General features: G+C 35.4%; 25 protein-coding genes. 18 read left to right on the top strand and 7 right to left on the bottom strand.

The window, feature by feature from the left end:
• Nucleotides 1–34 precede the first annotated feature (34 nt).
• A complete protein-coding gene (locus CQ046_RS14745) occupies nucleotides 35–244 on the top strand; it encodes a hypothetical protein (protein ID WP_105703005.1) in 210 nt (69 codons plus the stop codon).
• Between the two features lie 93 nt (nucleotides 245–337).
• Here CQ046_RS14745 and CQ046_RS14740 read toward each other — a convergent pair whose 3' ends face one another.
• Nucleotides 338–985: a DUF1349 domain-containing protein gene (locus CQ046_RS14740; RefSeq protein ID WP_105703004.1), complete on the bottom strand. Its 648-nt coding sequence runs from the start codon at nucleotides 983–985 to the stop codon at nucleotides 338–340.
• Between the two features lie 89 nt (nucleotides 986–1,074).
• Between CQ046_RS14740 and CQ046_RS14735 the strand changes: the two genes are divergently transcribed.
• From CQ046_RS14735 to CQ046_RS14695, 9 genes are all read left to right on the top strand, one after another.
• Nucleotides 1,075–1,812 (top strand): response regulator transcription factor, encoded by a 738-nt coding sequence (locus CQ046_RS14735; protein ID WP_105703003.1) that lies wholly within the window; start codon nucleotides 1,075–1,077, stop codon nucleotides 1,810–1,812.
• Nucleotides 1,813–1,908: 96 nt separating this feature from the next.
• Entirely contained in the window at nucleotides 1,909–2,268 is a 360-nt protein-coding gene (locus CQ046_RS14730) for a helix-turn-helix domain-containing protein (RefSeq protein WP_105703002.1), read from the top strand.
• 424 nt (nucleotides 2,269–2,692) lie between these two features.
• Complete coding sequence (locus CQ046_RS14725; RefSeq protein WP_105703001.1) at nucleotides 2,693–3,949, top strand: aminotransferase class I/II-fold pyridoxal phosphate-dependent enzyme; 1,257 nt, start codon at nucleotides 2,693–2,695, stop codon at nucleotides 3,947–3,949.
• Between the two features lie 5 nt (nucleotides 3,950–3,954).
• The gene (locus CQ046_RS14720; RefSeq protein WP_105703000.1) at nucleotides 3,955–4,587 is read left to right on the top strand and encodes a TetR/AcrR family transcriptional regulator; all 633 of its coding nucleotides are present in this window, start codon (nucleotides 3,955–3,957) and stop codon (nucleotides 4,585–4,587) included.
• Between the two features lie 98 nt (nucleotides 4,588–4,685).
• Complete coding sequence (gene dnaX / locus CQ046_RS14715; RefSeq protein WP_105702999.1) at nucleotides 4,686–5,771, top strand: DNA polymerase III subunit gamma/tau; 1,086 nt, start codon at nucleotides 4,686–4,688, stop codon at nucleotides 5,769–5,771.
• Between the two features lie 38 nt (nucleotides 5,772–5,809).
• Nucleotides 5,810–6,385: a hypothetical protein gene (locus CQ046_RS23905; protein ID WP_228406964.1), complete on the top strand. Its 576-nt coding sequence runs from the start codon at nucleotides 5,810–5,812 to the stop codon at nucleotides 6,383–6,385.
• A 400-nt stretch (nucleotides 6,386–6,785) separates the two neighbouring features.
• On the top strand, nucleotides 6,786–7,865 hold the full coding sequence (locus CQ046_RS14705; RefSeq protein WP_089691033.1) for a chorismate mutase: 1,080 nt from the start codon (nucleotides 6,786–6,788) through the stop codon (nucleotides 7,863–7,865).
• A gap of 163 nt (nucleotides 7,866–8,028) precedes the next feature.
• Entirely contained in the window at nucleotides 8,029–8,955 is a 927-nt protein-coding gene (rsgA, locus tag CQ046_RS14700) for a ribosome small subunit-dependent GTPase A (RefSeq protein ID WP_105702998.1), read from the top strand.
• A 590-nt stretch (nucleotides 8,956–9,545) separates the two neighbouring features.
• Nucleotides 9,546–9,962 carry a nucleoside-diphosphate kinase gene (locus tag CQ046_RS14695; RefSeq protein WP_034687444.1) on the top strand — a complete coding sequence of 139 codons (417 nt, stop codon included), beginning with the start codon at nucleotides 9,546–9,548 and terminating at the stop codon, nucleotides 9,960–9,962.
• Nucleotides 9,963–10,029: 67 nt separating this feature from the next.
• Here the strand turns inward: CQ046_RS14695 and CQ046_RS23900 are convergent, their stop codons facing one another.
• Together CQ046_RS23900 and CQ046_RS14690 are read right to left on the bottom strand one after the other, a co-directional pair.
• Nucleotides 10,030–10,218, bottom strand: coding sequence for a hypothetical protein (locus CQ046_RS23900; RefSeq protein ID WP_228406963.1), 189 nt, complete (start codon nucleotides 10,216–10,218; stop codon nucleotides 10,030–10,032).
• A 5-nt stretch (nucleotides 10,219–10,223) separates the two neighbouring features.
• The gene (locus tag CQ046_RS14690) at nucleotides 10,224–11,876 is read right to left on the bottom strand and encodes an alpha-L-fucosidase (protein WP_228406962.1); all 1,653 of its coding nucleotides are present in this window, start codon (nucleotides 11,874–11,876) and stop codon (nucleotides 10,224–10,226) included.
• Nucleotides 11,877–12,032: 156 nt separating this feature from the next.
• On the opposite strand from CQ046_RS14690, the gene CQ046_RS14685 reads away from it, so the two are divergent.
• From CQ046_RS14685 to CQ046_RS14675, 3 genes are read left to right on the top strand one after another with little or no spacing between them, the layout of a single operon-like run.
• Nucleotides 12,033–12,254: a hypothetical protein gene (locus tag CQ046_RS14685; RefSeq protein ID WP_105702997.1), complete on the top strand. Its 222-nt coding sequence runs from the start codon at nucleotides 12,033–12,035 to the stop codon at nucleotides 12,252–12,254.
• Between the two features lie 3 nt (nucleotides 12,255–12,257).
• Nucleotides 12,258–13,355, top strand: coding sequence for a DUF692 family multinuclear iron-containing protein (locus CQ046_RS14680; RefSeq protein ID WP_105702996.1), 1,098 nt, complete (start codon nucleotides 12,258–12,260; stop codon nucleotides 13,353–13,355).
• A 36-nt stretch (nucleotides 13,356–13,391) separates the two neighbouring features.
• Entirely contained in the window at nucleotides 13,392–13,883 is a 492-nt protein-coding gene (locus CQ046_RS14675; RefSeq protein WP_105702995.1) for a DUF1772 domain-containing protein, read from the top strand.
• Between the two features lie 218 nt (nucleotides 13,884–14,101).
• Here CQ046_RS14675 and rpe read toward each other — a convergent pair whose 3' ends face one another.
• Nucleotides 14,102–14,752 carry a ribulose-phosphate 3-epimerase gene (rpe, locus tag CQ046_RS14670; protein ID WP_105702994.1) on the bottom strand — a complete coding sequence of 217 codons (651 nt, stop codon included), beginning with the start codon at nucleotides 14,750–14,752 and terminating at the stop codon, nucleotides 14,102–14,104.
• 117 nt (nucleotides 14,753–14,869) lie between these two features.
• A complete protein-coding gene (locus CQ046_RS14665) occupies nucleotides 14,870–15,943 on the bottom strand; it encodes a M42 family peptidase (RefSeq protein WP_105702993.1) in 1,074 nt (357 codons plus the stop codon).
• Nucleotides 15,944–15,994: 51 nt separating this feature from the next.
• Between CQ046_RS14665 and CQ046_RS14660 the strand changes: the two genes are divergently transcribed.
• Nucleotides 15,995–16,699: a DUF4294 domain-containing protein gene (locus CQ046_RS14660; protein ID WP_105702992.1), complete on the top strand. Its 705-nt coding sequence runs from the start codon at nucleotides 15,995–15,997 to the stop codon at nucleotides 16,697–16,699.
• A gap of 32 nt (nucleotides 16,700–16,731) precedes the next feature.
• Here the strand turns inward: CQ046_RS14660 and CQ046_RS14655 are convergent, their stop codons facing one another.
• Entirely contained in the window at nucleotides 16,732–17,148 is a 417-nt protein-coding gene (locus CQ046_RS14655; protein ID WP_105702991.1) for an NUDIX domain-containing protein, read from the bottom strand.
• 208 nt (nucleotides 17,149–17,356) lie between these two features.
• A complete protein-coding gene (mnmD, locus tag CQ046_RS14650; RefSeq protein ID WP_105702990.1) occupies nucleotides 17,357–18,031 on the bottom strand; it encodes a tRNA (5-methylaminomethyl-2-thiouridine)(34)-methyltransferase MnmD in 675 nt (224 codons plus the stop codon).
• Between the two features lie 85 nt (nucleotides 18,032–18,116).
• Between mnmD and CQ046_RS14645 the strand changes: the two genes are divergently transcribed.
• The 4 genes from CQ046_RS14645 to CQ046_RS14630 all read left to right on the top strand — a co-directional run bounded on the left by CQ046_RS14645 (nucleotide 18,117) and on the right by CQ046_RS14630 (nucleotide 21,755).
• Nucleotides 18,117–19,187: a branched-chain amino acid aminotransferase gene (locus CQ046_RS14645; protein ID WP_105702989.1), complete on the top strand. Its 1,071-nt coding sequence runs from the start codon at nucleotides 18,117–18,119 to the stop codon at nucleotides 19,185–19,187.
• A 194-nt stretch (nucleotides 19,188–19,381) separates the two neighbouring features.
• Nucleotides 19,382–19,894, top strand: coding sequence for a hypothetical protein (locus CQ046_RS14640; RefSeq protein ID WP_105702988.1), 513 nt, complete (start codon nucleotides 19,382–19,384; stop codon nucleotides 19,892–19,894).
• An 81-nt stretch (nucleotides 19,895–19,975) separates the two neighbouring features.
• Nucleotides 19,976–21,013 carry a peptidylprolyl isomerase gene (locus CQ046_RS14635; RefSeq protein ID WP_228406969.1) on the top strand — a complete coding sequence of 346 codons (1,038 nt, stop codon included), beginning with the start codon at nucleotides 19,976–19,978 and terminating at the stop codon, nucleotides 21,011–21,013.
• Between the two features lie 166 nt (nucleotides 21,014–21,179).
• Nucleotides 21,180–21,755, top strand: coding sequence for a hypothetical protein (locus CQ046_RS14630; protein WP_105702987.1), 576 nt, complete (start codon nucleotides 21,180–21,182; stop codon nucleotides 21,753–21,755).
• The last annotated feature ends 115 nt before the right edge of the window (nucleotides 21,756–21,870 follow it).

Raw genomic sequence — 21,870 nt, 5'->3', positions numbered from 1 at the left:
ATTGGTTTTGTTAGGCACTGGCAAACACAAGGATATGAATAAAGATAATTTTAACTATCTTATTGGAAAAACACGCCATGAAGTGAAAGCGGAAATGGGTGATGGATTCAATTTTTTTAAAGATGACACCTGGACCTATCAGGTAGGTAAAACGTGGCTTGGGAAAAAGGTTATTCTGTCTGTTGTTTTTAGTAATAACAAAGCTGTTAATGTTAATTTGTATACAACTTTTAAAAACAGTTAGTTTCCATATCAATTATCTGTGTTCCCAAAAAAACCTCCCGAAAATGATGGGAGGTGAATAAAATTGACTGTATATTGAAGTGTAATTCAATCGTTATTTATGGGTTTCAAGCCACTTCAGTCTGCGCTCGTCCGGCAGATGTTTTACTTTGAAGTTTTCAAAAACGGCATTGAAACCTTGTCCGTCAGGGCAGGCTGCCATTAAACCTACCATTACAGGGGTGTTGTCCTGTAGAGGTGCATTTCTCATCATGATATAGTTTTTATCATCAAAAGAGTAAAATATTTCTACAGCGTCCAGCCTTCTCACTGCTTTTATCCATATGGCAGGAGGTGTTTTGTCTAAAGTGATAACGCTCCAGTCGCTTTTGTTGTGAGTTACCACAGTGCTGAGGTTATACTTACCATCTACAAATTCCACTCCGGCTTTGATGTAGTGCTCTTTATCTGTTCTGAGCATAAGTCCCATCTGGTCAAATCTTGCTTTATAGCTGCCTGTGATTTTTACTTTTGCTTCAAATTCTCCTCCATAAGTAGTATAGTAAAAAGGAGCATCATCAACGGTAAATCCATAGTGGGAAACTCTCCAGTAATCACTCTGCGGAGTCACAAACATAGACAGGCTGTTGTTTTTGATTTCCCATTTTTCAGGTTCATTAAACCATGTCATCTTCTCCAGAGTCTGGGCGGAAAGATTTTGAACCATGGGTAGTATACAAAAGCCTAAAAGCAATTTCTTCATTCTATTTTAAATAAGTTCTAAGGGTAAATTATTATTTTAGCAAAAGTATAATTAAACCCGAATCGCATCAATACTGATAAATAACCATTATGGAAATACGTGAACAGCTCAGTGATAAATTACTGGACAAAACCTCCAAAAAGTGTCTGCTGGACATAGAAATCTATAAACAAAGAGCACTTGTGTATTCTCAGATGGAAGGTGCTATAGCTGTATTGAGCGATATGCAGGAGAATAAAAGCTATATTTATAAATCCGCAGCAGCGGTCGAACTGGGACTCAATATGGGTGAAAATCCTATAGAAATTGATTCGATCTGGGAAGAAGAAATGTTGAAAAAGATACATCCCGATGATCGGCTAAAGAAATATATTCATGAGCTTCGTTTTTTCAAATTACTGGAAGCAATGGAGGCTGAGCAGCGTGCAGCTTACAGTGTGGTTTCAAAAATAAGAATGAAGGATAAAAATGAGGAGTATCGTTGGGTGAAGCATCGTATGTTTTATATTTATTCTCCTTACAATGGCAGGTTGAGACTAGCTCTCTGTCTTTATAATATTGCACTTTCTTCCTCATCAGTTCCTGATTTTATGATTGTCAATACCATCAAAGGAGAAGTTCTTGTAAAAGACAGGCTTGATTATAAAAATATTCTGAGTCCAAGGGAGATGGAAGTCTTGAGATTTGTAGGAGAGGGGTATGCAAGCAAAGAAATTGCTGATCTTCTTTCTATAAGTATCAATACCGTGAGCAGACACCGTCAGAATATTCTGGAAAAACTGAAAGTGAAAAATTCTACACAGGCTTTTAAAGATAGTTTTTATTAAATATTCAGCTTGAAATATCCGAAAAGTTCACCGTGTTATTTTGTATCTTATGATTAAATTTATATCTTGAATATAGATTAACAAGAACAATACACGATGAAAAGAAGCGAAGAAATCACCCTTCAGTATTTTGCTTTTTTAGACAAGCATATTCAGGATGTAATTTCCGGAACTGTTCCTGAATTTATGGAATTGAATGAAATTGCAGGAAAGCTTGCGATCTCTCATAAACATCTTTCTGATACTATTAAAAAAGAAACCGGACAGCACCCATGTTCTTTTTATGATGAAAAAATTATCGGTCAGATAAAAAAAATGCTTATTATTTCCGATAAATCTGTAGCAGAAATTGCCCGTATTTTTACATATGACCCTTCCAATTTTTCAAAATTTTTCAAAAAAATGACCGGTTTTACTCCCGGAAATTTCAGAAATTCTAAAAAGAACATAATTTGACTACTTTTTTTGTTTAATATTGCTATAGCAGGAGATTTGTACCTGCTTTTGTCTTTAAGTAGGGATTTGGCCGTCCAGATTGTCTGTTTTAAAAGGCTGTTTAGTGAATTAAAATGTTAAAATAATAAGAAAATAATCTTTTATAAATGAGTCGTTTGTGAAAAAAAACCATATTTTTTTATTATTTACGTACTAATATTTCTTTATTGTTTGATTTTTTTATTAAATTTAGGTAAGAAAAAACTAATTAATTCAAAAGGTGAAAACGTTAAAAAGATTGATAAACATATAAATACTTTGGTTTCCAGATAATAAGAATAAAATATTGTGTCTTTAATAATATTTAATCTTATGAGAGGCGCTTAAGCCTTCTAAATAGTTATATATTTGTTTCTTTTAAACCACACAACAAACAAGATTAAGGATGAGCATCAATTTCACAACAGCAACTATTAAAGACTTTGAGAATATACCAAATAATGATATGGCTCAAAGAGCTGAAATTTTTTATGAATATTTAGACTTTGTAAAGTCTAACGGACACATGAATTATAGACTGAAGAATACTTCAGGAACCAATGCAATACTGAATGTAAATATTGCAGACCAAAACAGAGAATTTGTTAGTTTTGTATCAAGTGATTATTTGGGATTTACGCAGCACCCAAAAGTAAAACAAGCTGCTATTGAAGGAATAGAGAAGTATGGAACAGGAACAGGAGCTACTCCTCTTATTGGCGGCTACTTTGATTACCATAATGCCTTAGAAAAAAGAATTTCAAGTTTTTTTAAACGAACAGAAGATGAAGCCGTAGTATTTACTACCGGTTATACCGCTAATAGTGCGAGTTTACAGTGCTTAATGCAGAAAGAAGACCTTGCTATTTTAGATATGGCAGTGCATGCAAGTGTACACGAAGGATGCGCTTTTACCAATAAAAAAACATTTCCGCACAATAATTTGGAATCTTTGGAACACATTTTGAAGGTATCTGAAAATCTGTACCGTACGAAACTCGTTATTGTGGATGGAGTGTATTCCCAGGATGGTGATACCTCCCGTATTAATGAGATCTATAATCTTGTGAAAAAGTATAATGCCTTCCTAATGGTGGACGATGTACATGGCGTTGGTATCCTTGGAGAAACAGGTAGAGGTACTTTGGAACAGGCTGGATTATTGGATAAAGTAGACCTTATCACAGGAACATTCAGTAAAACGTTTGGAAATCTTGGAGGATATGTCATTGCCGATAAAAAATTGGCTGCTTTTATGAGATTCCATTCCCGCCAGCAGATTTTCTCAGCAACAGCTCCACCATCATCCGCAGGAATTGTTAAAGCCATTGATTTAATAGACGAAGAACCCATCTGGAGAGAAAAACTCTGGAACAACATCAATTATTTCAAAAAAGGGCTTGATGATCTAGGTTTAGATACCGGAGTTACCTGTTCCGCAATTATTCCTGTGAAAATAGGAGATCCCTATGTAACAGGGGAAGCAGGAAAACTACTAATAGAAAAAGGAATCTATACCAACCCGATTCTTTATCCGGCGGTACCAAGAAAAGATGCGCGTATAAGAATGAGTGTAACGGCAAGACACGAAAAAGAACATCTCGACAAAACGCTTAATGCGTTTGATGATATTAATAAAAAATTGCATATTGCGAAAAAATAATAATTATGCCTAGAAAAGTAGTGCAGGGCCCCATTAGGGACAAAGAAAAAACAAAGCAAAAACTGCTTGCTGCAGTTGGTAAAATTTTAAGAGTAAAAGGATACTCCGGACTAAAAGTAAGTAAAATTGCCGCAGTAGCCGGATTTGATAAAAAATTGATCTATGAGTACTTTGGAAGTACTGATAAACTGATCGATGAATATATCAAATCTCAGGATTACTGGAGCCAGGTCAACCAGGATGTTGATATGGATTTCTCCGACGGTGGACATGAACTTACTAAAATGGTTGTACTCAACCAGTTCGAAAACCTGAAGAAAAATAAAGAACTTCAGAAAATTATCCTTTGGGAGCTTTCAGAAAGTAAGCCTATTCTTAAGAAATTAGTTGAACAACGTGAAGAGGTAGGAGAAGTTTTATTTGGAAATATCTCAGATCCTTATTTCGGTGAAGGAGTAGCTACAAGACACAGAGCAATTATGGCTTTGATTGTTTCCGGAGCTTACTATCTTAACCTTTATACAGGATATAACGCCAATAAATTCTGCGGTATCGACCTGAAGACTGAAGAAGGAAGAAAAGAAATTGAAGCTGCTGTTGTTGAGTTAATTGACTTTGCCTACAGCAAAAAGAAATAGAGATTAAAAGTTTTCCAATTTAAACAGAAATATGTTTTTTGTTGATATTTGAAAACTTTTAATTTTCAAATTAAAACTATATTTCTTATTTTTGACCAATGGAAAATTTTATAGTATCTGCAAGAAAATATCGTCCTCAAGAGTTTGATACAGTTGTAGGGCAATCCCATATTACGGATACTTTAGAACATGCAATTGAAGAAAGTCAATTAGCTCAAGCATTACTTTTTTGTGGACCCCGCGGTGTGGGTAAAACTACCTGTGCGAGGATTCTGGCAAGAAAGATCAATGAGAAAGATGGCTCGGTTTCAGAAGACGGCTTTGCTTATAACATCTATGAGCTGGATGCTGCATCCAATAACTCTGTAGATGATATCAGAGAACTGATAGATCAGGTGCGCTTTGCACCTCAGGTTGGTAAATACAAAGTATATATCATCGATGAGGTTCATATGCTGTCTTCTGCCGCTTTCAATGCCTTCCTTAAAACTTTGGAAGAACCGCCTGCTCATGCTATTTTTATTCTGGCAACCACGGAGAAACATAAAATTATTCCAACCATTTTATCCCGTTGTCAGATTTATGACTTCAAGAGAATTACTATTGAAGACATCCAGAATCATCTCAAAAATATTGCCCAGAAAGAAAATATCCAGTACGAAGACGATGCATTGTATCTGATCGCACAAAAAGCTGATGGCGCATTAAGAGATGCTCTTTCTATTTTTGACAGACTTTCTACTTTCTCCCAGAAAAATATTACGCTGGCAAAAGCAGCCGAAGTATTAAATATTCTGGATTATGATCAATATTTGAACATCGTGGATCTCGCCAAGGAAAACAAAATCCCTGAAGTGCTTTTCGCGTTCAATGAGATTGTGAAAAAAGGTTTTGATCCTCATATTTTCATTGCCGGATTAGGAAATCATTTCAGAGACCTGATGATGGCACAGAATGCTTCCACCATGGAACTCATAGAAGTGGGAGAGAAGACAAAGGCTAAGTTTGTAGAACAGGGACAAAAATGGGTCGCCCAGCAGTTAATTGATGGTATTGAGATCTGCAACCATGCGGATATTAATTATAAGAATTCAAAAAACCCTAGACTTACGGTTGAAATTGCATTAATGCAGCTGGCTTCACTGACAGCTAATTTAGGCGATACTAAAAAAAAAAGTTCCTGATCCTGGCTCCGTTTCTCAGTGAGAAACAGGAGGTGAAAATGCCGGAAAAAGCTACGGAGAAAAAGGAAATTAAAACAGAGCAGCCGACTCCAGTTTCTGATAAAGTAGAGGTAACTCCAGTAACAAAAACATCCAAACCATTATCAAGACCGGGAATGTCTTCCGGGTTTAGTATCAATTCTTTTCTGAATAAAGAAGATAAAGTAGAAGAAACAGAAAATGTAACTGTAAGAACCGAAAATCTTCCCCAGAACCATTTTACAGATACAGATCTGCAGATGGAATGGAAAATTATGCTTAAACAACTTCAGGTAAAAAATAACTTTGTATTTAATGCAGTAAAAACCTTCAAGCTGGTAAAAGCTGAAGAGCATAAAATCAAAGTTTTGTTCCCTTCAGATTCTGCAAAAGTAGAATTTGATAAAATAAGTGGAGAATTTTTTAATCATTTTAAAAGAAAAATTCAGAATCATATTATTGAGGTAGAATACGTCAGAGACGTTGAAAATCTGAAGATTGAGGTAGTGACTAAGAGAAAGATGTTTGAAAAATTTATCGAAAAAAATCCACTTTTAAAAGATCTTGATGATTTAATGAAGTTTGATTTGACATAATTTTTATATATTTGTCAAATATTTGTGTCGAAAATAAGTTTTTGACAAAAGCAAATTACAACCAGAAACGCTAAAACAAGACATTTCCAGAATAAAATGGAAAATTTGACTAACACATATCAGTCTTTTTTTGCACCCGCTAATTACTTTTTTAGCGGTTATTTTAGTTTTTCTGCTTCTTATTATAGAAATTTCAGAACGTATTACCGATTTTATTGGTACTGTTAACTGAATTTCTTTCCAAAAAATACAGGAGAAGTAGAGCCCTATTATTTTCCTGATTCCTTTAAACAATTTTGAACGGCATTTTTTGAAAAGAATTATAAATTAAATTTTATAATCCAAAGGGCTATTGCTGTTAACGAAAAAATGATATAAAAAAACAATAAAATTTAGAATAATGAATTTAAATGATTTAAAAAATGAGTGGATCAATGAGCTTACGCAACCTTTAATGATCGCGGGACCATGTAGTGCAGAAAGTGAAGCTCAGATGCTTGAAACGGCTAAGAGGATTAAAGAATCCAACGCCAATGTATCCGTTTTCCGTGCAGGAATCTGGAAACCTCGTACTAAACCAAACGGTTTCGAAGGAGTAGGAGTGATTGGTTTGAACTGGCTAAAAAAAGTAAAAGAAGAGTACGGTTTTAAAACAGCTACCGAAGTTGCCAATGCACACCACGTATTTGCTGCTTTAGAAGCAGATGTGGATGTTCTTTGGATTGGAGCTCGTTCTACAGTAAATCCATTTACAGTACAGGAAATCGCCATGGCTTTAAGAGGAACAGATAAACCTGTATTCGTAAAAAACCCTGTTAATCCGGATCTTGCATTATGGATCGGAGCTTTGGAAAGGCTTTTAGGCCAGGATATTAAAAACCTTGGAGCGATTCACAGAGGATTTTCAACATACCAAAAAACTAAATACAGAAATAACCCAAACTGGCAGATTGCCCTTGATTTCAAGAGCCAGTTCCCTAATATTCCAATGTTGATTGACCCTTCTCACATCTGCGGAAACAGAACAGGTCTTGCTGATATCACACAGGAAGCTCTTAACGTAGGATACCAGGGTGCTATCATTGAATCACACTGTAATCCTGATGAGGCGTGGAGTGATGCTTCTCAGCAGATTACACCGGAAGTTCTTGCAGATCTTATCGGTAATCTGAAAGTAAGAAGTTCCAATCTTGCAGGTTTTGAAGGTGAAATGGGTAGACACAGAACCCTTATTTCAGATCTTGACTTCCAGTTAATTGAACTTCTTTCTCAAAGAATGAAAATTTCTGAAAAGATCGGTAAACTTAAAAAAGAGAATGACATTGCGATCTTCCAGCCTGAACGTTGGAAAGTCATCACAGAATACGCTAATCAAAAAGCAAAAGAAACCGGAATGTCTCAGGAATTCATTGAAAAAGTTTTCAAAGCGATTCACGAAGAATCAATTGAAGTTCAAAATAATATTATGATCGAAAGATAAGTTGTAAATAATAGGTAAAAGACAACAAAATTTTTACTTATTTTTCAGCTGAAAAATAAATTAGGGTTTAGACATCAGTATTTAGGGCAATTGAAACATGTGTTTTTAAACCTATTTCCTGAATGCTAAGCCCTAATTGCGTATATTTGCACCAGCATTATCTATGAAAGGAAAAATCATTAAATCTACAGGCAGTTGGTACCAGGTTTTGGAATTGGAAACAAATAAAATTTTCGAGGCCAGAATCAGGGGGAAATTCAAATTAATAAAAACCAGACTTACCAATCCACTTGCTGTAGGAGATTTTGTTGAGTTTCAACTGGAACAGGATGATATCGCCTGGATCACGAAAATTGAACCTCGTACCAATTATCTGATCAGAAAATCGGTAAACCTTTCAAAAGAAGCTCACATTATTGCATCCAATATTGATCTGGCATGCTTTATCTTCACCTTGAAACATCCCGAAACGTCTTTAGGATTCCTTGATAGATTTTTGGCATGTTGTGAAGCTTATAATATCACACCCGTAATCCTTTTTAATAAAATGGATGTTCTTCATGAAGAGGAAATTGAAATTGTAAAAGACGTAGAGCTTCTGTATCAGGAAATAGGGTATGATACTTTGGAAATTTCATCCTATTCAAAATTAAATCTTGAGCAATTACAGGAAATTCTTAAAGATAGAACTTCTGTATTCTTTGGTCACTCCGGTTGTGGAAAATCTACTTTGGTGAATGCCTTACAACCTGGATTGAACTTAAAGACATCCGAGATTTCTGACACCCATCTTAAAGGGAAACATACAACAACTTTTGCGCAGATGCATTTCTGGCATTTTGGCGGAAATGTTATCGATACCCCAGGTGTTCGTGAATTTGCTATGATTGATATCGAAAAAGAAGAAGTACAGCATTACTTCCCTGAGATTTTCAAGAAGAGAGAAGAGTGCAAATTCCACAATTGTCTACACATTAATGAACCAAAGTGCGCTGTAATTGACGCTCTTGAAACGGGAGAAATTGAGCATTCACGTTATGCTACATACATTAAACTGATGGATGAGGCAGAAGAAGCTGCTCAAAAATAATCAAAAACAAATTCGTTTTCACATAACCATTGCAGATTAATTCGGACAATCTGTACATATACTCATGTTGTTGCATGAGTATAAAATTTTATGATATTAATTATTTTAAGATTAAATTTAATGCTTTGACAGAATGTCTGTTTTTAATAACTAGATTTTTTAGTTTTTGATGAAAAAAAATCGGTTTTTAAATAACTCTACTTTTTGATATTCCTGTTTTGGCAGATAACTCCACTTTTGTCCTGTTTTAATAGATCTTAAAAATCATTTTTGATAAAAAAGAATTGTTTTATCAATTGAAATAAAAACGATAATATCATTAAATATGGCGCAATATTCTTTTAAAAATTGCATAATTAATAAAAAAAACGCCCTGTTTTTTGAAAATAAAAAACCCAGCCGAAGCTGGGTAAAAACTAATAACCATGAAAACTCAAATTAAACATGAGAATCGCAATAGAATAAACAATTACTGTGCCAAAGATTGGTTCATGATTTCTTAATAAAAGTTATTTTTATGTTAAAAAAAAATTAAAATAAAAATCAAAGATATTTTTTGTAATTTTGCGCCATTAAAAAAATATACATTTATGTCTAACATTACATTCACTATGATTAAGCCTGATGCTGTTGCTGACGGACATATCGGTGCTATATTGGGTAAGATTGCTGAAGGAGGTTTCAAAATCAAAGCTTTAAAATTAACTCAGCTTACAGTTGCTGATGCAAAAAAATTCTATGAAGTACACGCTGAAAGACCATTTTATGGAGAATTAGTAGAATTCATGAGCTCTGGTCCTATCGTAGCTGCAGTTTTAGAAAAAGACAACGCAGTTGAAGACTTCAGAACATTAATTGGTGCTACTAACCCTGCAGAAGCTGCAGAAGGTACAATCAGAAAAATGTTCGCAAGAAGCATCGGAGAAAATGCAGTTCACGGTTCAGATTCTGACGAGAATGCATTAATCGAAGCTCAATTCCATTTTTCAGGAAGAGAGATTTTCTAAGAAAATCATCTTACAAAATAAAAATCCGGAGATAATTCTCCGGATTTTGTTTTTATAGGCTGCTGTTTTAAAGATTATTTTCAATCGCTCCCACATTTTCTCTGTATAACTCCAGGGGCTTATTAAGTAAAACTGCAATAACGGTCATCTGCTTGTCAAGTTTTTCCTTTGGAATATCAATATAAATAATTCCAGGCCGGTCACTCCAGTAAAGTTTATTGTAAATGGTGTGTGACAGCATAGTGCCTTCGCCCACCACTCTTATTCTGGCAATTCCATTTTTATACCTTTTAAAGCGATAGGACCTGTAGGCGTTCCTTCTACAAAAAGGAAAAGCGTTTGTTTGTCCTTTGATAATGCGCTTACTCCGGAATAATGCCCATTAGGTAATCCTTTTTCGGTTTCAAAAAGAGCTTCCGCATGTTTACTTATCCATTGTAGGGTTTCCGGATTGGTTTTGGCTGTTTTCTCAATTTTCATGTTAAGACCATCGCTGGTCAATCCTGCGGGAGTCAACAGATTTTTGCCATTATAAATTGTGTTGGCAATATTGTATGCGGCTTCCTGAGTGTTCTTATTGTCTAAAATTTCGGACAGTGAACGTTCCTCTGTTTTAAAATCCTTCAAAAATACAGGTGGAGTATCAAAAGTGAGTTCTACAACGGTAACATCTTTGTCAAATTTTACATTAGAAAAATTAAGAGTGAGTGTTTTTTCAGCATTGTGATCCATTGTAATGAAGGCTGAAGGATCTCCTATTACTTTTATTGAAAGAGGTTTTGTTGTTAATCCATAGATTTTTGTGAAATTTTTGGCTTCTTCCAGATAGAGAAACAACGATTTCTTTGAAGTTGACAAAGATGATTTCCCTTTATAATTTTCAAAAGGAATTCCACGGGTTGTTTCGTAAATAGCTTTCTGATTTTTAGACGTCCATCTTCCAAGATTTTTCAAAATCTCAACCTGTTCCTCAGGAATGGTACCGTCAGATTTTGGACCAATATCGAGCAGAAGATTTCCTCCCATACTAATCACATCTGCCAGGGTTCTGACGATCATATTAGGGGTTTTGTATGCCTTATCGTAAGGTTGATATCCCCAGGAATCATTCATGGTGTAACAAAGTTCCCAGTAGGGATTTTGTGGTGGAATGACCGGAATTCCCTGCTCAGGCGTGTCATAATCTCCATGATTATTGAGCCTTGAATTAATAATAATATTGGAATTGTATTTTTTTAGTAAATCAAGAGTCTGAGGCGCTTTCCATTCCTCAGAAGTATGTTCCCAGTCTCCATCAAACCAAAGAAGATCAGGTGAATATTGAGATGACAGTTCATTAAGCTGAGTCTGATAATAGCTGATGAAATTCTGCCAGCGTTTCGGATCATCTTTTATTTCATAACGTTTTTTTGTGCGGGTATTAATGTTATAATAGGGATGGCTCCAATCTGGTAATGAAAAATAAAGCCCGGTTTTTAATCCCGATTTTTTCAAAGCAGAAACAAATGGGCTTATAACATCTTTTTTGGCTAAAGACTGTTGAGGAATTGTCGTCGCATTTTCTGCTTTTGAGTTCCATAAAGCTATGCCATCATGATGTTTGGTGGTAATGACTGCATATTTGGCTCCGGATTCTTTTATCAGGTTTGCCCATTGCTCAGGCTGATATTTTGACGCTGAAAAACCATTCAGCTGTTTCATATAATTTTCGTGGTTGATGTAATTATTGAAGAATGACCAGGATTCAGAAATTCCATTGACGGAGTAGATTCCCCAGTGAATAAAAATACCAAGCTTGGCATTTTTAAACCATTCCATTTTTTTGCTGTTGTCAACTGTTTGAACCTGGGCTTCGGTAGTATATGCAGATAATACGAGCCCGAGGAAAACAGCTTTAATCAGACTACTTTTCATAGATAGATTTATTTTAACATTAAATATAAATAAAGAATGTATTATAGCATAAAATAGTTTCTAATATTTATTAATTAATAGTATTAAAGCGTTACTTATTGTTGTATTTTTATAAATGGAACGCTTCTTGCAAATTTTATCTGAAAAATATCGATTATGAAAATTCCAGCAATATTAATGGCAAGCTTACTAGCTGTAGGAGTTTCGGCACAAACCACGAAACCGAATGCTAAAGTGAAGAAGCCTATTAAAAAAGTAAAGAAAGCAGCTGCACCGGACACTATTGAAAAGAAAAAGCCGGGAACTCCTAAACCCGTAGTAAAACAAGATACACTTGTCCTTCGTGGGCATGGCTGTCCGGCTTGCGGAATGGGATAGAATATGGATAAACCACTATTAGGAATATCAATGATGGCGGAAACAGAGTTTGTTTCTGCCCTTTTACCATTATTGCAAAGCAATTCTGTGGATATACTGGAATGGTCTTTTGATACGCTTTACCATTCAAATGAACCAGGCTGGCTTTGTGATCTGCTGAATTTTTATGCAGAAAATGACCGATTAATAGGGCATGGTGTTTATTATTCCTTGTTTGATGCAAGATGGACAGGAAGGCAGGAAGAATGGCTGAAAAAGCTTAAAGAAGAAGTAAGCCTGCGGAAATACAATCATATCACGGAACATTTTGGTTTCATGAACACTGAAAATTTTCACCAGGGAGTGCCGTTGCCTGTATCTTTGAATCCCAAAACCTTAGAGATAGGAAAAGATAGGCTGTACAGACTTCAGGAGGCTGTAAATATTCCTGTGGGGATAGAAAATCTAGCCTTTTCGTTTTCTGTTGACGATGTTAAAGAACAAGGTGTTTTCCTGGATAAACTGACAGAAGATACCGATGGTTTTCTGATTCTAGATCTTCATAACATCTATTGCCAATCGTATAATTTTGAAGTAGAAATGCAGGAAATAATTGATTTATATCCTTTGGGAAAAGTCAAAGAAATTCATCTTTCGGGAGGAAGCTGGCAGGAGAGTGCTTATGGAAAAAAGCAGGTAAGAAGAGATACGCATGATGATGTTATACCAAAGGAGATTTTTTCTGTTTTACCCTCTGTGCTGACACAATGTCAAAATCTTGAATATATCATTATTGAAAGGCTGGGACATACTTTAAAAACGGATGAAGAAAAAGACAACTTCCTGAAGGATTTTAATAGTGTTAAAGGGACTATTGAAGCTTCGGACTGGAAAAGAGAAAAGAAAAAAAACTGGAATAAGAAGGATGTAAAAATTGCTGAGAAACCTTTGGAAGATCTTGTTTTGTTTGAAGAACAGTCGAGACTTACACAGCTTCTTTTTGACAATATAGATGCGGCAGTCATTAAAGATCTGGACTTTCATTATTTTAAAACTAAAAACTGGGATCCTGAGATGATCTTGACTGCCCAGAATATCATTAGAAAATGGAATCCTTATTAATTCATTCCTACTACCTGATAACCAAAATCAAATTATATGAAAATGACAACACTCGTATTGATCATTACCGCTGTCCTCACTGCTCTGATAGGAGGACTTTTCTATGCTTATTCATGTTCTGTTGTTCTTGGACTGGGAAAACTGTCCGATACGGAATACCTGAAGGCAATGCAGAATATTAACCGGGAAATTCTAAATCCTGTCTTTTTTATGAGCTTTATGGGAACGGTGATTCTTCTTCCGGTATCTACCTTTTTATTCCGTGGGCATCAGCCGGCTTTTATTTTTCTCCTGTTGGCCACATTGGCTTATCTGATTGGTGTTTTCGGGGTAACAGTCGCCGGAAATGTTCCCATGAATGATGCTCTGGATAAGTTTGATATTTCCAATTCTACAACAGAAGCAATCAAACAGATGCGTGATAATTTTGAAAACAGATGGAACTTCCTGAATAATATAAGAACCGTTTTTTCCGTCATTTCAATCATTTTTGTAGTCTGTGCCTGCGTATGGAACAGGGAAGTATAAAGGAATGATTAAGTAAAAATACTTAATGGCAGATTTGGTATTTCTACGGATGTGTAACAATGGTTTTATTCTGATCTTTGTGTTGTTAGCAAGACAAAACAGATTTTAACATTTCGAAATGTTGAAAAAAGATTTATAACCACGAAGACTTTAATTCCAAACAAGAGAAAAGGCAGCCATTGGCTGCCTTTTGTTTATTATTAAGATAAACTGATCTGTTAAATCTTTAAAAGTTCAATCATTCTTTCTGGACTTTCTGCTGAGAACACAGCATTTCCTGCTACAAGAACATCAGCTCCTGCTTCAAAAAGTTTTGAAGCATTGTCAATATTTACCCCACCATCTATTTCTATAAGCGCTGTAGAGTTGTTGCTTAAGATCAGATCTTTAGTTTCAGCAATTTTTTTGTAGGTGTTTTCAATGAATTTCTGACCTCCAAACCCTGGATTTACACTCATCAACAAAACAAGATCTACATCTGCAATAATGTCTTCAAGCATTAATACCGGAGTAGATGGGTTTAAAACGACGCCCGCTTTTGCCCCTTTGCTTTGAATATGATGAATAGTTCTGTGAAGGTGAGTACATGCTTCATAGTGTACAGAAATAAGATCTGCTCCATGATTGATGAATTCATCAACATATTTTTCAGGTTCTACGATCATCAGGTGAACATCCACGAATTTTTTGGCATGCTGCTGCACAGTTTTCATCACCGGAAAACCAAATGAAATGTTAGGAACAAATCTGCCGTCCATTACATCAATGTGGAACCAGTCGGCCTGAGAGTTGTTCAGCATTTCAATGTCTCTTTGCAGATTCCCAAAGTCTGCAGATAAAAGGGATGGAGCAATAAGCTTCGTTTTCATTTTTACTTTATATTAGATATTTAGAGTCAGGAACCAAGAATCAAAATAGGTTGAAAACAAATGTTTTATGGCCATACTTTAATTGTCTTGAATCTTGTGTCTGGCATCTTGATTCTACTAATGATACTTCAATTTCATTTCTGGATTAATCTTCAGAATAGTCTCATAGATAAGTTTAATCACGTTACCTACATCTTCTTTAGAGACCATTTCTACCGTAGTATGCATATAACGCAAAGGTAAGGAAATTAAGGCACTTGGTACTCCGCCATTAGAATGAGCGAATGCGTCTGTGTCTGTTCCTGTTGCTCTGCTTGCCGCTGCTCTCTGGAAAGGAATCTTTTTAGCTTTTGCAGTGTCAATAATCAGTTCTCTGATCGTGTGATGAACGCTTGGTGCAAAGAAAACTACCGGTCCTGCACCACATTTCTGATCGCCCTCTTTTTTCTTTTCGATCATTGGAGTAGTGGTGTCGTGGGTAACATCTGTTACAATCGCGATATTAGGTTTGATGGTATCAGCAATCATATCTGCACCGTATAAACCTACCTCTTCCTGTACAGAATTGGTAATATAAAGTCCGAAAGGAATAGATTTTTTATTTTCTTTTAAAAGTCTCGCTACTTCAGCAATCATAAAACCTCCGATTCTATTGTCTAATGCTCTGCAGACGAAATATCTGTCGTTCATTTCAAAGAATTCATCAGGGTAAGTAATCATGCAGCCTACGAAAATTCCCATTTCTTCCACTTCCTTTTTAGAAGTGGCACCACAATCAATGAAGATATTTTCGATTTTTGGAGTTGGCTCATTTTGATTGGTTCTTGTATGAATAGCCGGCCATCCGAATACTCCTTTTACAATTCCTTTTTCTCCGTGAATATGAACCACTTTTGAGGGAGCGATTGTTTGGTCTGAACCTCCGTTTCTGATAACATAGATTAATCCGTCATCTGTAATATAATTAACGTACCACGAAATTTCATCAGCATGGGCTTCAATCACTACCTTAAATTCAGCTTCCGGATTGATGATCCCGTAACAGGTTCCATAATGGTCTACTTCTATTTTGTCTACATAAGGTCTGATGTAGTTCATCCAGACTTCCTGTCCTTTGTGTTCATAACCGGTTGGTGATGATGTGTTTAAATAATTTTCTAAAAATTTCAAAGATTTCTTTTCAAATTTCATAAAAAGGAATGATTTTTGCGTTCAATTTTTGTTCTTATAAGTGTAAAAATAATGAATTTTAGTAAGATTATCTGCCTTTTTGTTTTCTTTTTTGGAGTCAGCGTTTTCGGACAAAAAGATGGTATAGTGGCAAAACCACTGAATCAATATCCGCCAGAATCTCTGAAAGTAGATGAATTTGGAAGTAAATACTATTACGATGAACAGCAAAAGTTCAGAGTGTATGAGACGAACGGAGAGCCGGTAATTGTACTGGATGAGTTGGTTTTGGTAAATAAACCAAGATTTAATAATCAGCTGGATAAGAATTACTATTATTTCCTCAATAAAAAGCTGTACAGAGTATATCCGTTATTTGTAACTGCGCTCCAGCAGTACAGAGATATCCAGGTGGATATGAATGACATGGACAGCAAAGCCAAAAGAAAATTTGTAAGAGAGAGACAGAATATGCTTGCAGATCAGTATGAAAAACAACTGAGAGACCTTACCACAACCGAAGGACAGGTTTTTGCAAAGCTGATGAACAGAGCTACCGGGAAAAATGTATTTGAAATTATCAAAGAATTAAGAGGAGGGTGGAGTGCTTTCTGGTGGAATGTAAAAGGAAAAATGGCCGATATTGATCTGAAAGACCGCTACGATCCTCATACGAACAGAACGGATGAATTTATTGAGTCACTGCTTCAGTCCAATTGGAATTCAGGTTATCTGCAGCCTTATCCGGGGGCTAGTGATTTTAAAGTTAAGAAATAATATAATAATATAAAAAATTCCTGTAAGAATACTTACAGGAATTTTTCTTTTAATTTATCGAATACAATCTTATCTATTGGAAGAGGAAAAGGATTGTCTGGTCTGTCTATATCAATCCATTCTGTTTTTTCGATACAGGGATCCAGAATAATAAAATCTTCCTCATTTACGATGTCTACTATATAATATATGGTAAGAAGCTGCTCATTTTCTTTGAATCGGGAAACCAGGAAGTTTTCCTGAGTATAGAAATGTTCCAGAATATTGATCTTCACATTCAGTTCTTCATCAAATTCGCGATGCAGACACTCTACAACTCCTTCACCATATTCCAATCCGCCACCCGGAAATTTCATTAAAGGTTCACCGGCATATTCCTCAAATAAAGTCAGAACTTGTTTGTCTTTTACCGCACACGCATACACTCTAATGTTGATCTTATCTATCATATATATAATGTATAATATTTGTATAGCTAATGTAAGGAATTTTGTTGAGAAAAAGCTGGAAGTTGGAAGCGCGAAGCTGGAAGTTTAATCCTATTTATTTTTAGTAATCTTGAATCAACGAATCTTATATATTGATTATTATTTTAAAATAAAAAATTAATTAAACAGTCGGTTGTAAACATCCAGGACCCATCCCCAAGCTTCCATTCTACAATTTAATGGCATTAATCATCTCTCTTTTCCCTGGAGGTCCCTGTTTTTTTTCAACCTGGAAATTAAGTTCCTGAAGGATTCGTCTTACACTGCCTTTAGAAGAGTAAGTGGTTAATAATCCGTTAATGGCCATTTTGTCAGATACCAGTTCAAATAATGGCTTTTCCCAAAGGTCAGGCTGTACTCTGGCTCCAAAACAATCGAAGTAAACTAGATTGATTTTGGGCAGATCAATGTCTTTCAGGTCAAAAAAATCACATTCTATCTTTTTTAAGTTGAATCCACTAATGATTTCTACTGACTTTTCCCAATCTGCCAGATGAATTTTCTGATAAATATTTTTAAACTCAGGCTTGTCAAAAAGCTCAAAGTAAGCCAAATCCTTAACTTCGGATTCATTTATGGGATATTTTTCAAGCGAAAAATAATTGATGACATGATTTTTGTCAGTTTTTAAATATTCATTAATTGTCACCAAAACATTCAAACCTGTTCCAAAACCGAGTTCTAAAATATTAATTTCGTAATCATTTATCAAATTTAGTCCGTTTTTGATAAACACGTGTTCAGCTTCCTGAAGTGCTCCGTGATGGGAATGGTAGTTTTCATTTAAATCATTGATAAACAATGTTTTACTTCCGTCGTTTGTGGTCTTAATCTCTCTTTTCAAGCTATTTTTTTGTCAAATTTACTCTAAAATTTTTATATTTAGAAAATTATGTTAAATTTGTAGAACATCGTAAAAATTTTAAAAAATGATAATTCAAAAAACTGAAAACTCCAGAATTTCTACATTTGACCCTAACAATTTTTCATTTGGTGGTACTTTCATTGATCATATGATTATATGTGAGTATGAAGACGGAAAATGGGGGGATGTAAAATTAGTTCCTTACGGTCCAATACCATTTACACCTGCCATGATGGGAGTAAACTATGGACAAGCTTGTTTTGAAGGTATGAAAGCCTATAAAGACAAAGACGGGCAGGTTTTCCTTTTCAGGCCTGAAAAGAATTTTGAACGTATCAATAAATCGGCAAAGCGTCTTGCTATGCCTGAGGTAACTGAAGAAATGTTTTTAGACGGATTGAAAGCATTGGTAGATATCGATAGAGAGTGGATTCCACAGGGGGAAGGAATGTCACTTTATATCAGACCATTGATTTTTGCTACGGAAGAAGCTTTGAAAGCAAGAGTATCTAATAAATATATGTTTGCCATCGTTGCAACACCTGCGAAGAGCTATTATTCTGAGCCGGTATCTGTAAAAATCTCTGATCACTATTCAAGAGCGGCAAATGGAGGAGTAGGTTCTGCAAAAGCTGCAGGAAACTATGCTGCTTCTTTCTATCCAACTCAATTGGCAATTGAAGAAGGCTACGAGCAAATCATCTGGACAGATGATGCTACTCACGAATATTTCGAAGAAAGTGGTACTATGAACGTATTTGTAAGAATCAACGATACGATCTATACACCTCCAACATCTGAGAAAATTCTGGACGGAGTAACAAGAGACAGTTTCATCCAGTTAGCTAAGAAAAGAGGAATCGAAGTAAAGGTAGAACCAATTCCTGTAAAAACAGTTATTGAAGCTTTGAAAGAAGGTTCTCTTAAAGAAGTGTGGGGAGTAGGTACGGCAGTTGTAACCACTCAGTTCCAGGCTTTAGGATATCAGGGTGAGAAATTGGCTCTTCCAAGATTATCTGATGAAGAAAGCTTTGCTGCTCTTCTTAAGAAAGATTTGGTAGACCTGCAAAACAACCTTTCTGAAGATCCTTTCGGATGGAGAGTGACTGTAGATCACGCTCTTGAAACAGTTTAACAGTATTTAAATAATGATATGAAAGCCGGGATTTTTCCTGGCTTTTTAATTTTCCTGTAAACTAAAATTTAGCTTAAATATTTAAATCATTTTCCAGAAGTTAAGCAGGTATTTTTATTCTCACTAAATTGTTCCTGTAAATCCTAGATAAGTTTTGTAATTAATTCGCGAAATGTGTATTTTCGCAGAAGTTTATGAAAAAAATACTCTTCATATCAGCCATAAGCCTGTTGAGCTGCAACAGAAATGCACAGACGGCACACCCTCCTGTAGGTGGTGTTTTAAGCCAAAAAGATCTGGATGTTTCTAAAAACAGGATGAAAAATCTTAACGTAATAGAAAGAGGTCAGATTCAGGATTGGATTGGTGGCCAGTCTGTTAAGTATTATCCTACGCAGCTTAATTACTGGGTGACGGTAGAAGGTTATGATCAGAGAGAAAGAAGAAAAGACGAATCTTTGATTTCTTATTCTTATGATCTGTACGATTTTGACCAGACTAAAATCTATGACAAGCCTTTTGAGAGAAGAGATGCCAAATTCGGGCACTTTGATGAACTGAGAGCAGTGGAGAACGCCTTGCGTTTTATACATGATGGAGAGGAAGTAACGCTTTTGGTGCCATCTTCTTTAGCGTACGGAACTTACGGAGACGAAAAGAAAATAGACAACGACATTCCATTAATCATAAAATTAAAAGCCCTATAATACATGAAATTGTTTAACAAGAATATAATTCTGGCAGCGGCAAGTATTTCGCTGATGAGTTGTACCCCAATTTATAAAAAAATGAACGTAGACAAAGAAACTTACGAAGGTCTTAATGACGGACTTTATGCCAATCTTCAAACTACAAAAGGTAACTTAATTGTAAAATTTGAGGACAAGAAAGCACCAGTAACTGTAGCCAACTTTATCGGTCTTGCAGAAGGGAAAATCGACAACAAAGCTAAGGCTAAGGGAGTTCCTTACTATGACGGAACTATTTTCCACAGAGTAATCAAAGATTTCATGATCCAGGGAGGTGACCCTAAAGGAACTGGAGCAGGTGATCCGGGATATAAATTCGAGGATGAAAGAAATGACCTTAAGCATACAGGGAAAGGGGTTCTTTCTATGGCAAACTCTGGACCTAATACCAACGGTTCTCAGTTCTTCATCACTGAAGTGGCTACACCTTGGTTAGATGGAAGACACACTATCTTCGGAAAAGTAGTAAAAGGTAACGATGTGATTGATGCTATTGCTAACGTTGAAAAAGGAGCTCAGGATAAGCCTAAAACAGATATCGTTTTAGAAAAAGTTTCTGTTTTCAGCAAAGGTGACGAATACAAGCACTACGATGCAGCTAAAACTTTCAACGAAGGAAAAGCTAAAATCGCAGAAAACAATAAAGCTTTCATCGCTAAAGAAGAAGCTGAAAAGAAGAAAAAAGAAGAAGAATTCAAAGCTAACCAGGAGAAATTAGTTGAAAACCTAAAAGCTGGTATGCAAAAAACAGAATCAGGTCTTTACTATAAAATCACAAAAACAGCTGACGGTAAAGCTCCGAAGGTTGGTGATAATATCTCTGTACACTATGCAGGTAAATTGGTAGACGGAACTGAATTCGATTCTTCATTCAAAAGAAATGAGCCTATCGAAATTCCTATCGGAATGGGAAGAGTAATCAAAGGATGGGATGAAGGTATCCTGTTATTGAAAGAAGGTGAAACTGCTACATTATTAATCCCGCCAGCAATGGCTTACGGAGAGAGAGGTGCAGGAGGAGTGATCCCGCCAAACTCTTGGTTAGTTTTCGATGTTGAGCTTGTAAAAGTAAAATAATTGAATCTTTTTAAGATATGAAGCCATCCGAAAGGATGGCTTTTTTTATTTGGCTCAAATATATTCTGTAACGATCTGCATAGATATTGCGACCCATTTTAAGAGCTGGAAAAAGATAATGATTTTCTGGCAAAAAGTAATTTTAAAATTGTAACACCATTTAATAATGAAAACCAAATCATTTCTGTTTCTATTCGTTCTGCTGTCGTTTATAGCTTTTTCACAGGCCAAGGCAAATCCTGATGATGCAACCATAAAAAAATCACTTACTTATTTTGTAAACAATATTAAATCTAAACAGATAGACCAAGCAGTAAGTTGTATATATCCAAAATTCTTCACCATCGTTTCAAAAGAGCAGATGACGCAGATTTTGAATATGACTTACAATAACCCATTCATGAAAATTGAAATGCAGGATCTAAAGTTTGGAAACATTGAAAACCCTGAACTCATTACTGGTGAATATTTTTCTATTACCCATTATTTTTTGAAGCTGAAATGCAATGTAAGTTCATTAAATGATGAGATGAAACAAAAAATGAACAGTGCTCTAACGGCCAAATATGGGGCAAAAAATGTAAAATATTTAGCCAACGAAGGTTCATATCTCATCAATGCCAGTATGAAAGCCTGTGCTGTTTCAAAAGATAAAAAGACATGGAAGTTTGTTATTCTGGAAAAAGAATATAAAAAAGAACTTGTGAAAGTCTTACCAAAGAAAATTCTGGATAAATTTTAAAAGGTTAAGCAGTAAGCATCAATTTTTTGTTTCCCGTAAATACCGTAGAAATACGGATTTCGGCAAGGGTTTATTACTTCTATCTTTATCATGCACTTAAAGAAACAAAATAGAA

This window comes from Chryseobacterium sp. MYb7 (assembly GCF_002979455.1).
Classification (GTDB): domain Bacteria; phylum Bacteroidota; class Bacteroidia; order Flavobacteriales; family Weeksellaceae; genus Chryseobacterium.
Note: the sequence above shows the minus strand (reverse complement) of the source record. Positions and strands in the feature narration are given on the sequence as shown.

Bases quoted from the DNA above. Each gene is read 5' to 3' on its own strand.
- CQ046_RS14745 (WP_105703005.1), top strand. From the start codon at position 35: ATGAATAAAGATAATTTTAACTATCTTATTGGAAAAACACGCCATGAA.
- CQ046_RS14740 (WP_105703004.1), bottom strand. From the start codon at position 985: ATGAAGAAATTGCTTTTAGGCTTTTGTATACTACCCATGGTTCAAAAT.
- CQ046_RS14735 (WP_105703003.1), top strand. From the start codon at position 1,075: ATGGAAATACGTGAACAGCTCAGTGATAAATTACTGGACAAAACCTCC.
- CQ046_RS14730 (WP_105703002.1), top strand. From the start codon at position 1,909: ATGAAAAGAAGCGAAGAAATCACCCTTCAGTATTTTGCTTTTTTAGAC.
- CQ046_RS14725 (WP_105703001.1), top strand. From the start codon at position 2,693: ATGAGCATCAATTTCACAACAGCAACTATTAAAGACTTTGAGAATATA.
- CQ046_RS14720 (WP_105703000.1), top strand. From the start codon at position 3,955: ATGCCTAGAAAAGTAGTGCAGGGCCCCATTAGGGACAAAGAAAAAACA.
- dnaX (WP_105702999.1), top strand. From the start codon at position 4,686: ATGGAAAATTTTATAGTATCTGCAAGAAAATATCGTCCTCAAGAGTTT.
- CQ046_RS23905 (WP_228406964.1), top strand. From the start codon at position 5,810: ATGCCGGAAAAAGCTACGGAGAAAAAGGAAATTAAAACAGAGCAGCCG.
- CQ046_RS14705 (WP_089691033.1), top strand. From the start codon at position 6,786: ATGAATTTAAATGATTTAAAAAATGAGTGGATCAATGAGCTTACGCAA.
- rsgA (WP_105702998.1), top strand. From the start codon at position 8,029: ATGAAAGGAAAAATCATTAAATCTACAGGCAGTTGGTACCAGGTTTTG.
- CQ046_RS14695 (WP_034687444.1), top strand. From the start codon at position 9,546: ATGTCTAACATTACATTCACTATGATTAAGCCTGATGCTGTTGCTGAC.
- CQ046_RS14690 (WP_228406962.1), bottom strand. From the start codon at position 11,876: ATGAAAAGTAGTCTGATTAAAGCTGTTTTCCTCGGGCTCGTATTATCT.
- CQ046_RS14685 (WP_105702997.1), top strand. From the start codon at position 12,033: ATGAAAATTCCAGCAATATTAATGGCAAGCTTACTAGCTGTAGGAGTT.
- CQ046_RS14680 (WP_105702996.1), top strand. From the start codon at position 12,258: ATGGATAAACCACTATTAGGAATATCAATGATGGCGGAAACAGAGTTT.
- CQ046_RS14675 (WP_105702995.1), top strand. From the start codon at position 13,392: ATGAAAATGACAACACTCGTATTGATCATTACCGCTGTCCTCACTGCT.
- rpe (WP_105702994.1), bottom strand. From the start codon at position 14,752: ATGAAAACGAAGCTTATTGCTCCATCCCTTTTATCTGCAGACTTTGGG.
- CQ046_RS14665 (WP_105702993.1), bottom strand. From the start codon at position 15,943: ATGAAATTTGAAAAGAAATCTTTGAAATTTTTAGAAAATTATTTAAAC.
- CQ046_RS14660 (WP_105702992.1), top strand. From the start codon at position 15,995: ATGAATTTTAGTAAGATTATCTGCCTTTTTGTTTTCTTTTTTGGAGTC.
- CQ046_RS14655 (WP_105702991.1), bottom strand. From the start codon at position 17,148: ATGATAGATAAGATCAACATTAGAGTGTATGCGTGTGCGGTAAAAGAC.
- CQ046_RS14645 (WP_105702989.1), top strand. From the start codon at position 18,117: ATGATAATTCAAAAAACTGAAAACTCCAGAATTTCTACATTTGACCCT.
- CQ046_RS14640 (WP_105702988.1), top strand. From the start codon at position 19,382: ATGAAAAAAATACTCTTCATATCAGCCATAAGCCTGTTGAGCTGCAAC.
- CQ046_RS14635 (WP_228406969.1), top strand. From the start codon at position 19,976: ATGAACGTAGACAAAGAAACTTACGAAGGTCTTAATGACGGACTTTAT.
- CQ046_RS14630 (WP_105702987.1), top strand. From the start codon at position 21,180: ATGAAAACCAAATCATTTCTGTTTCTATTCGTTCTGCTGTCGTTTATA.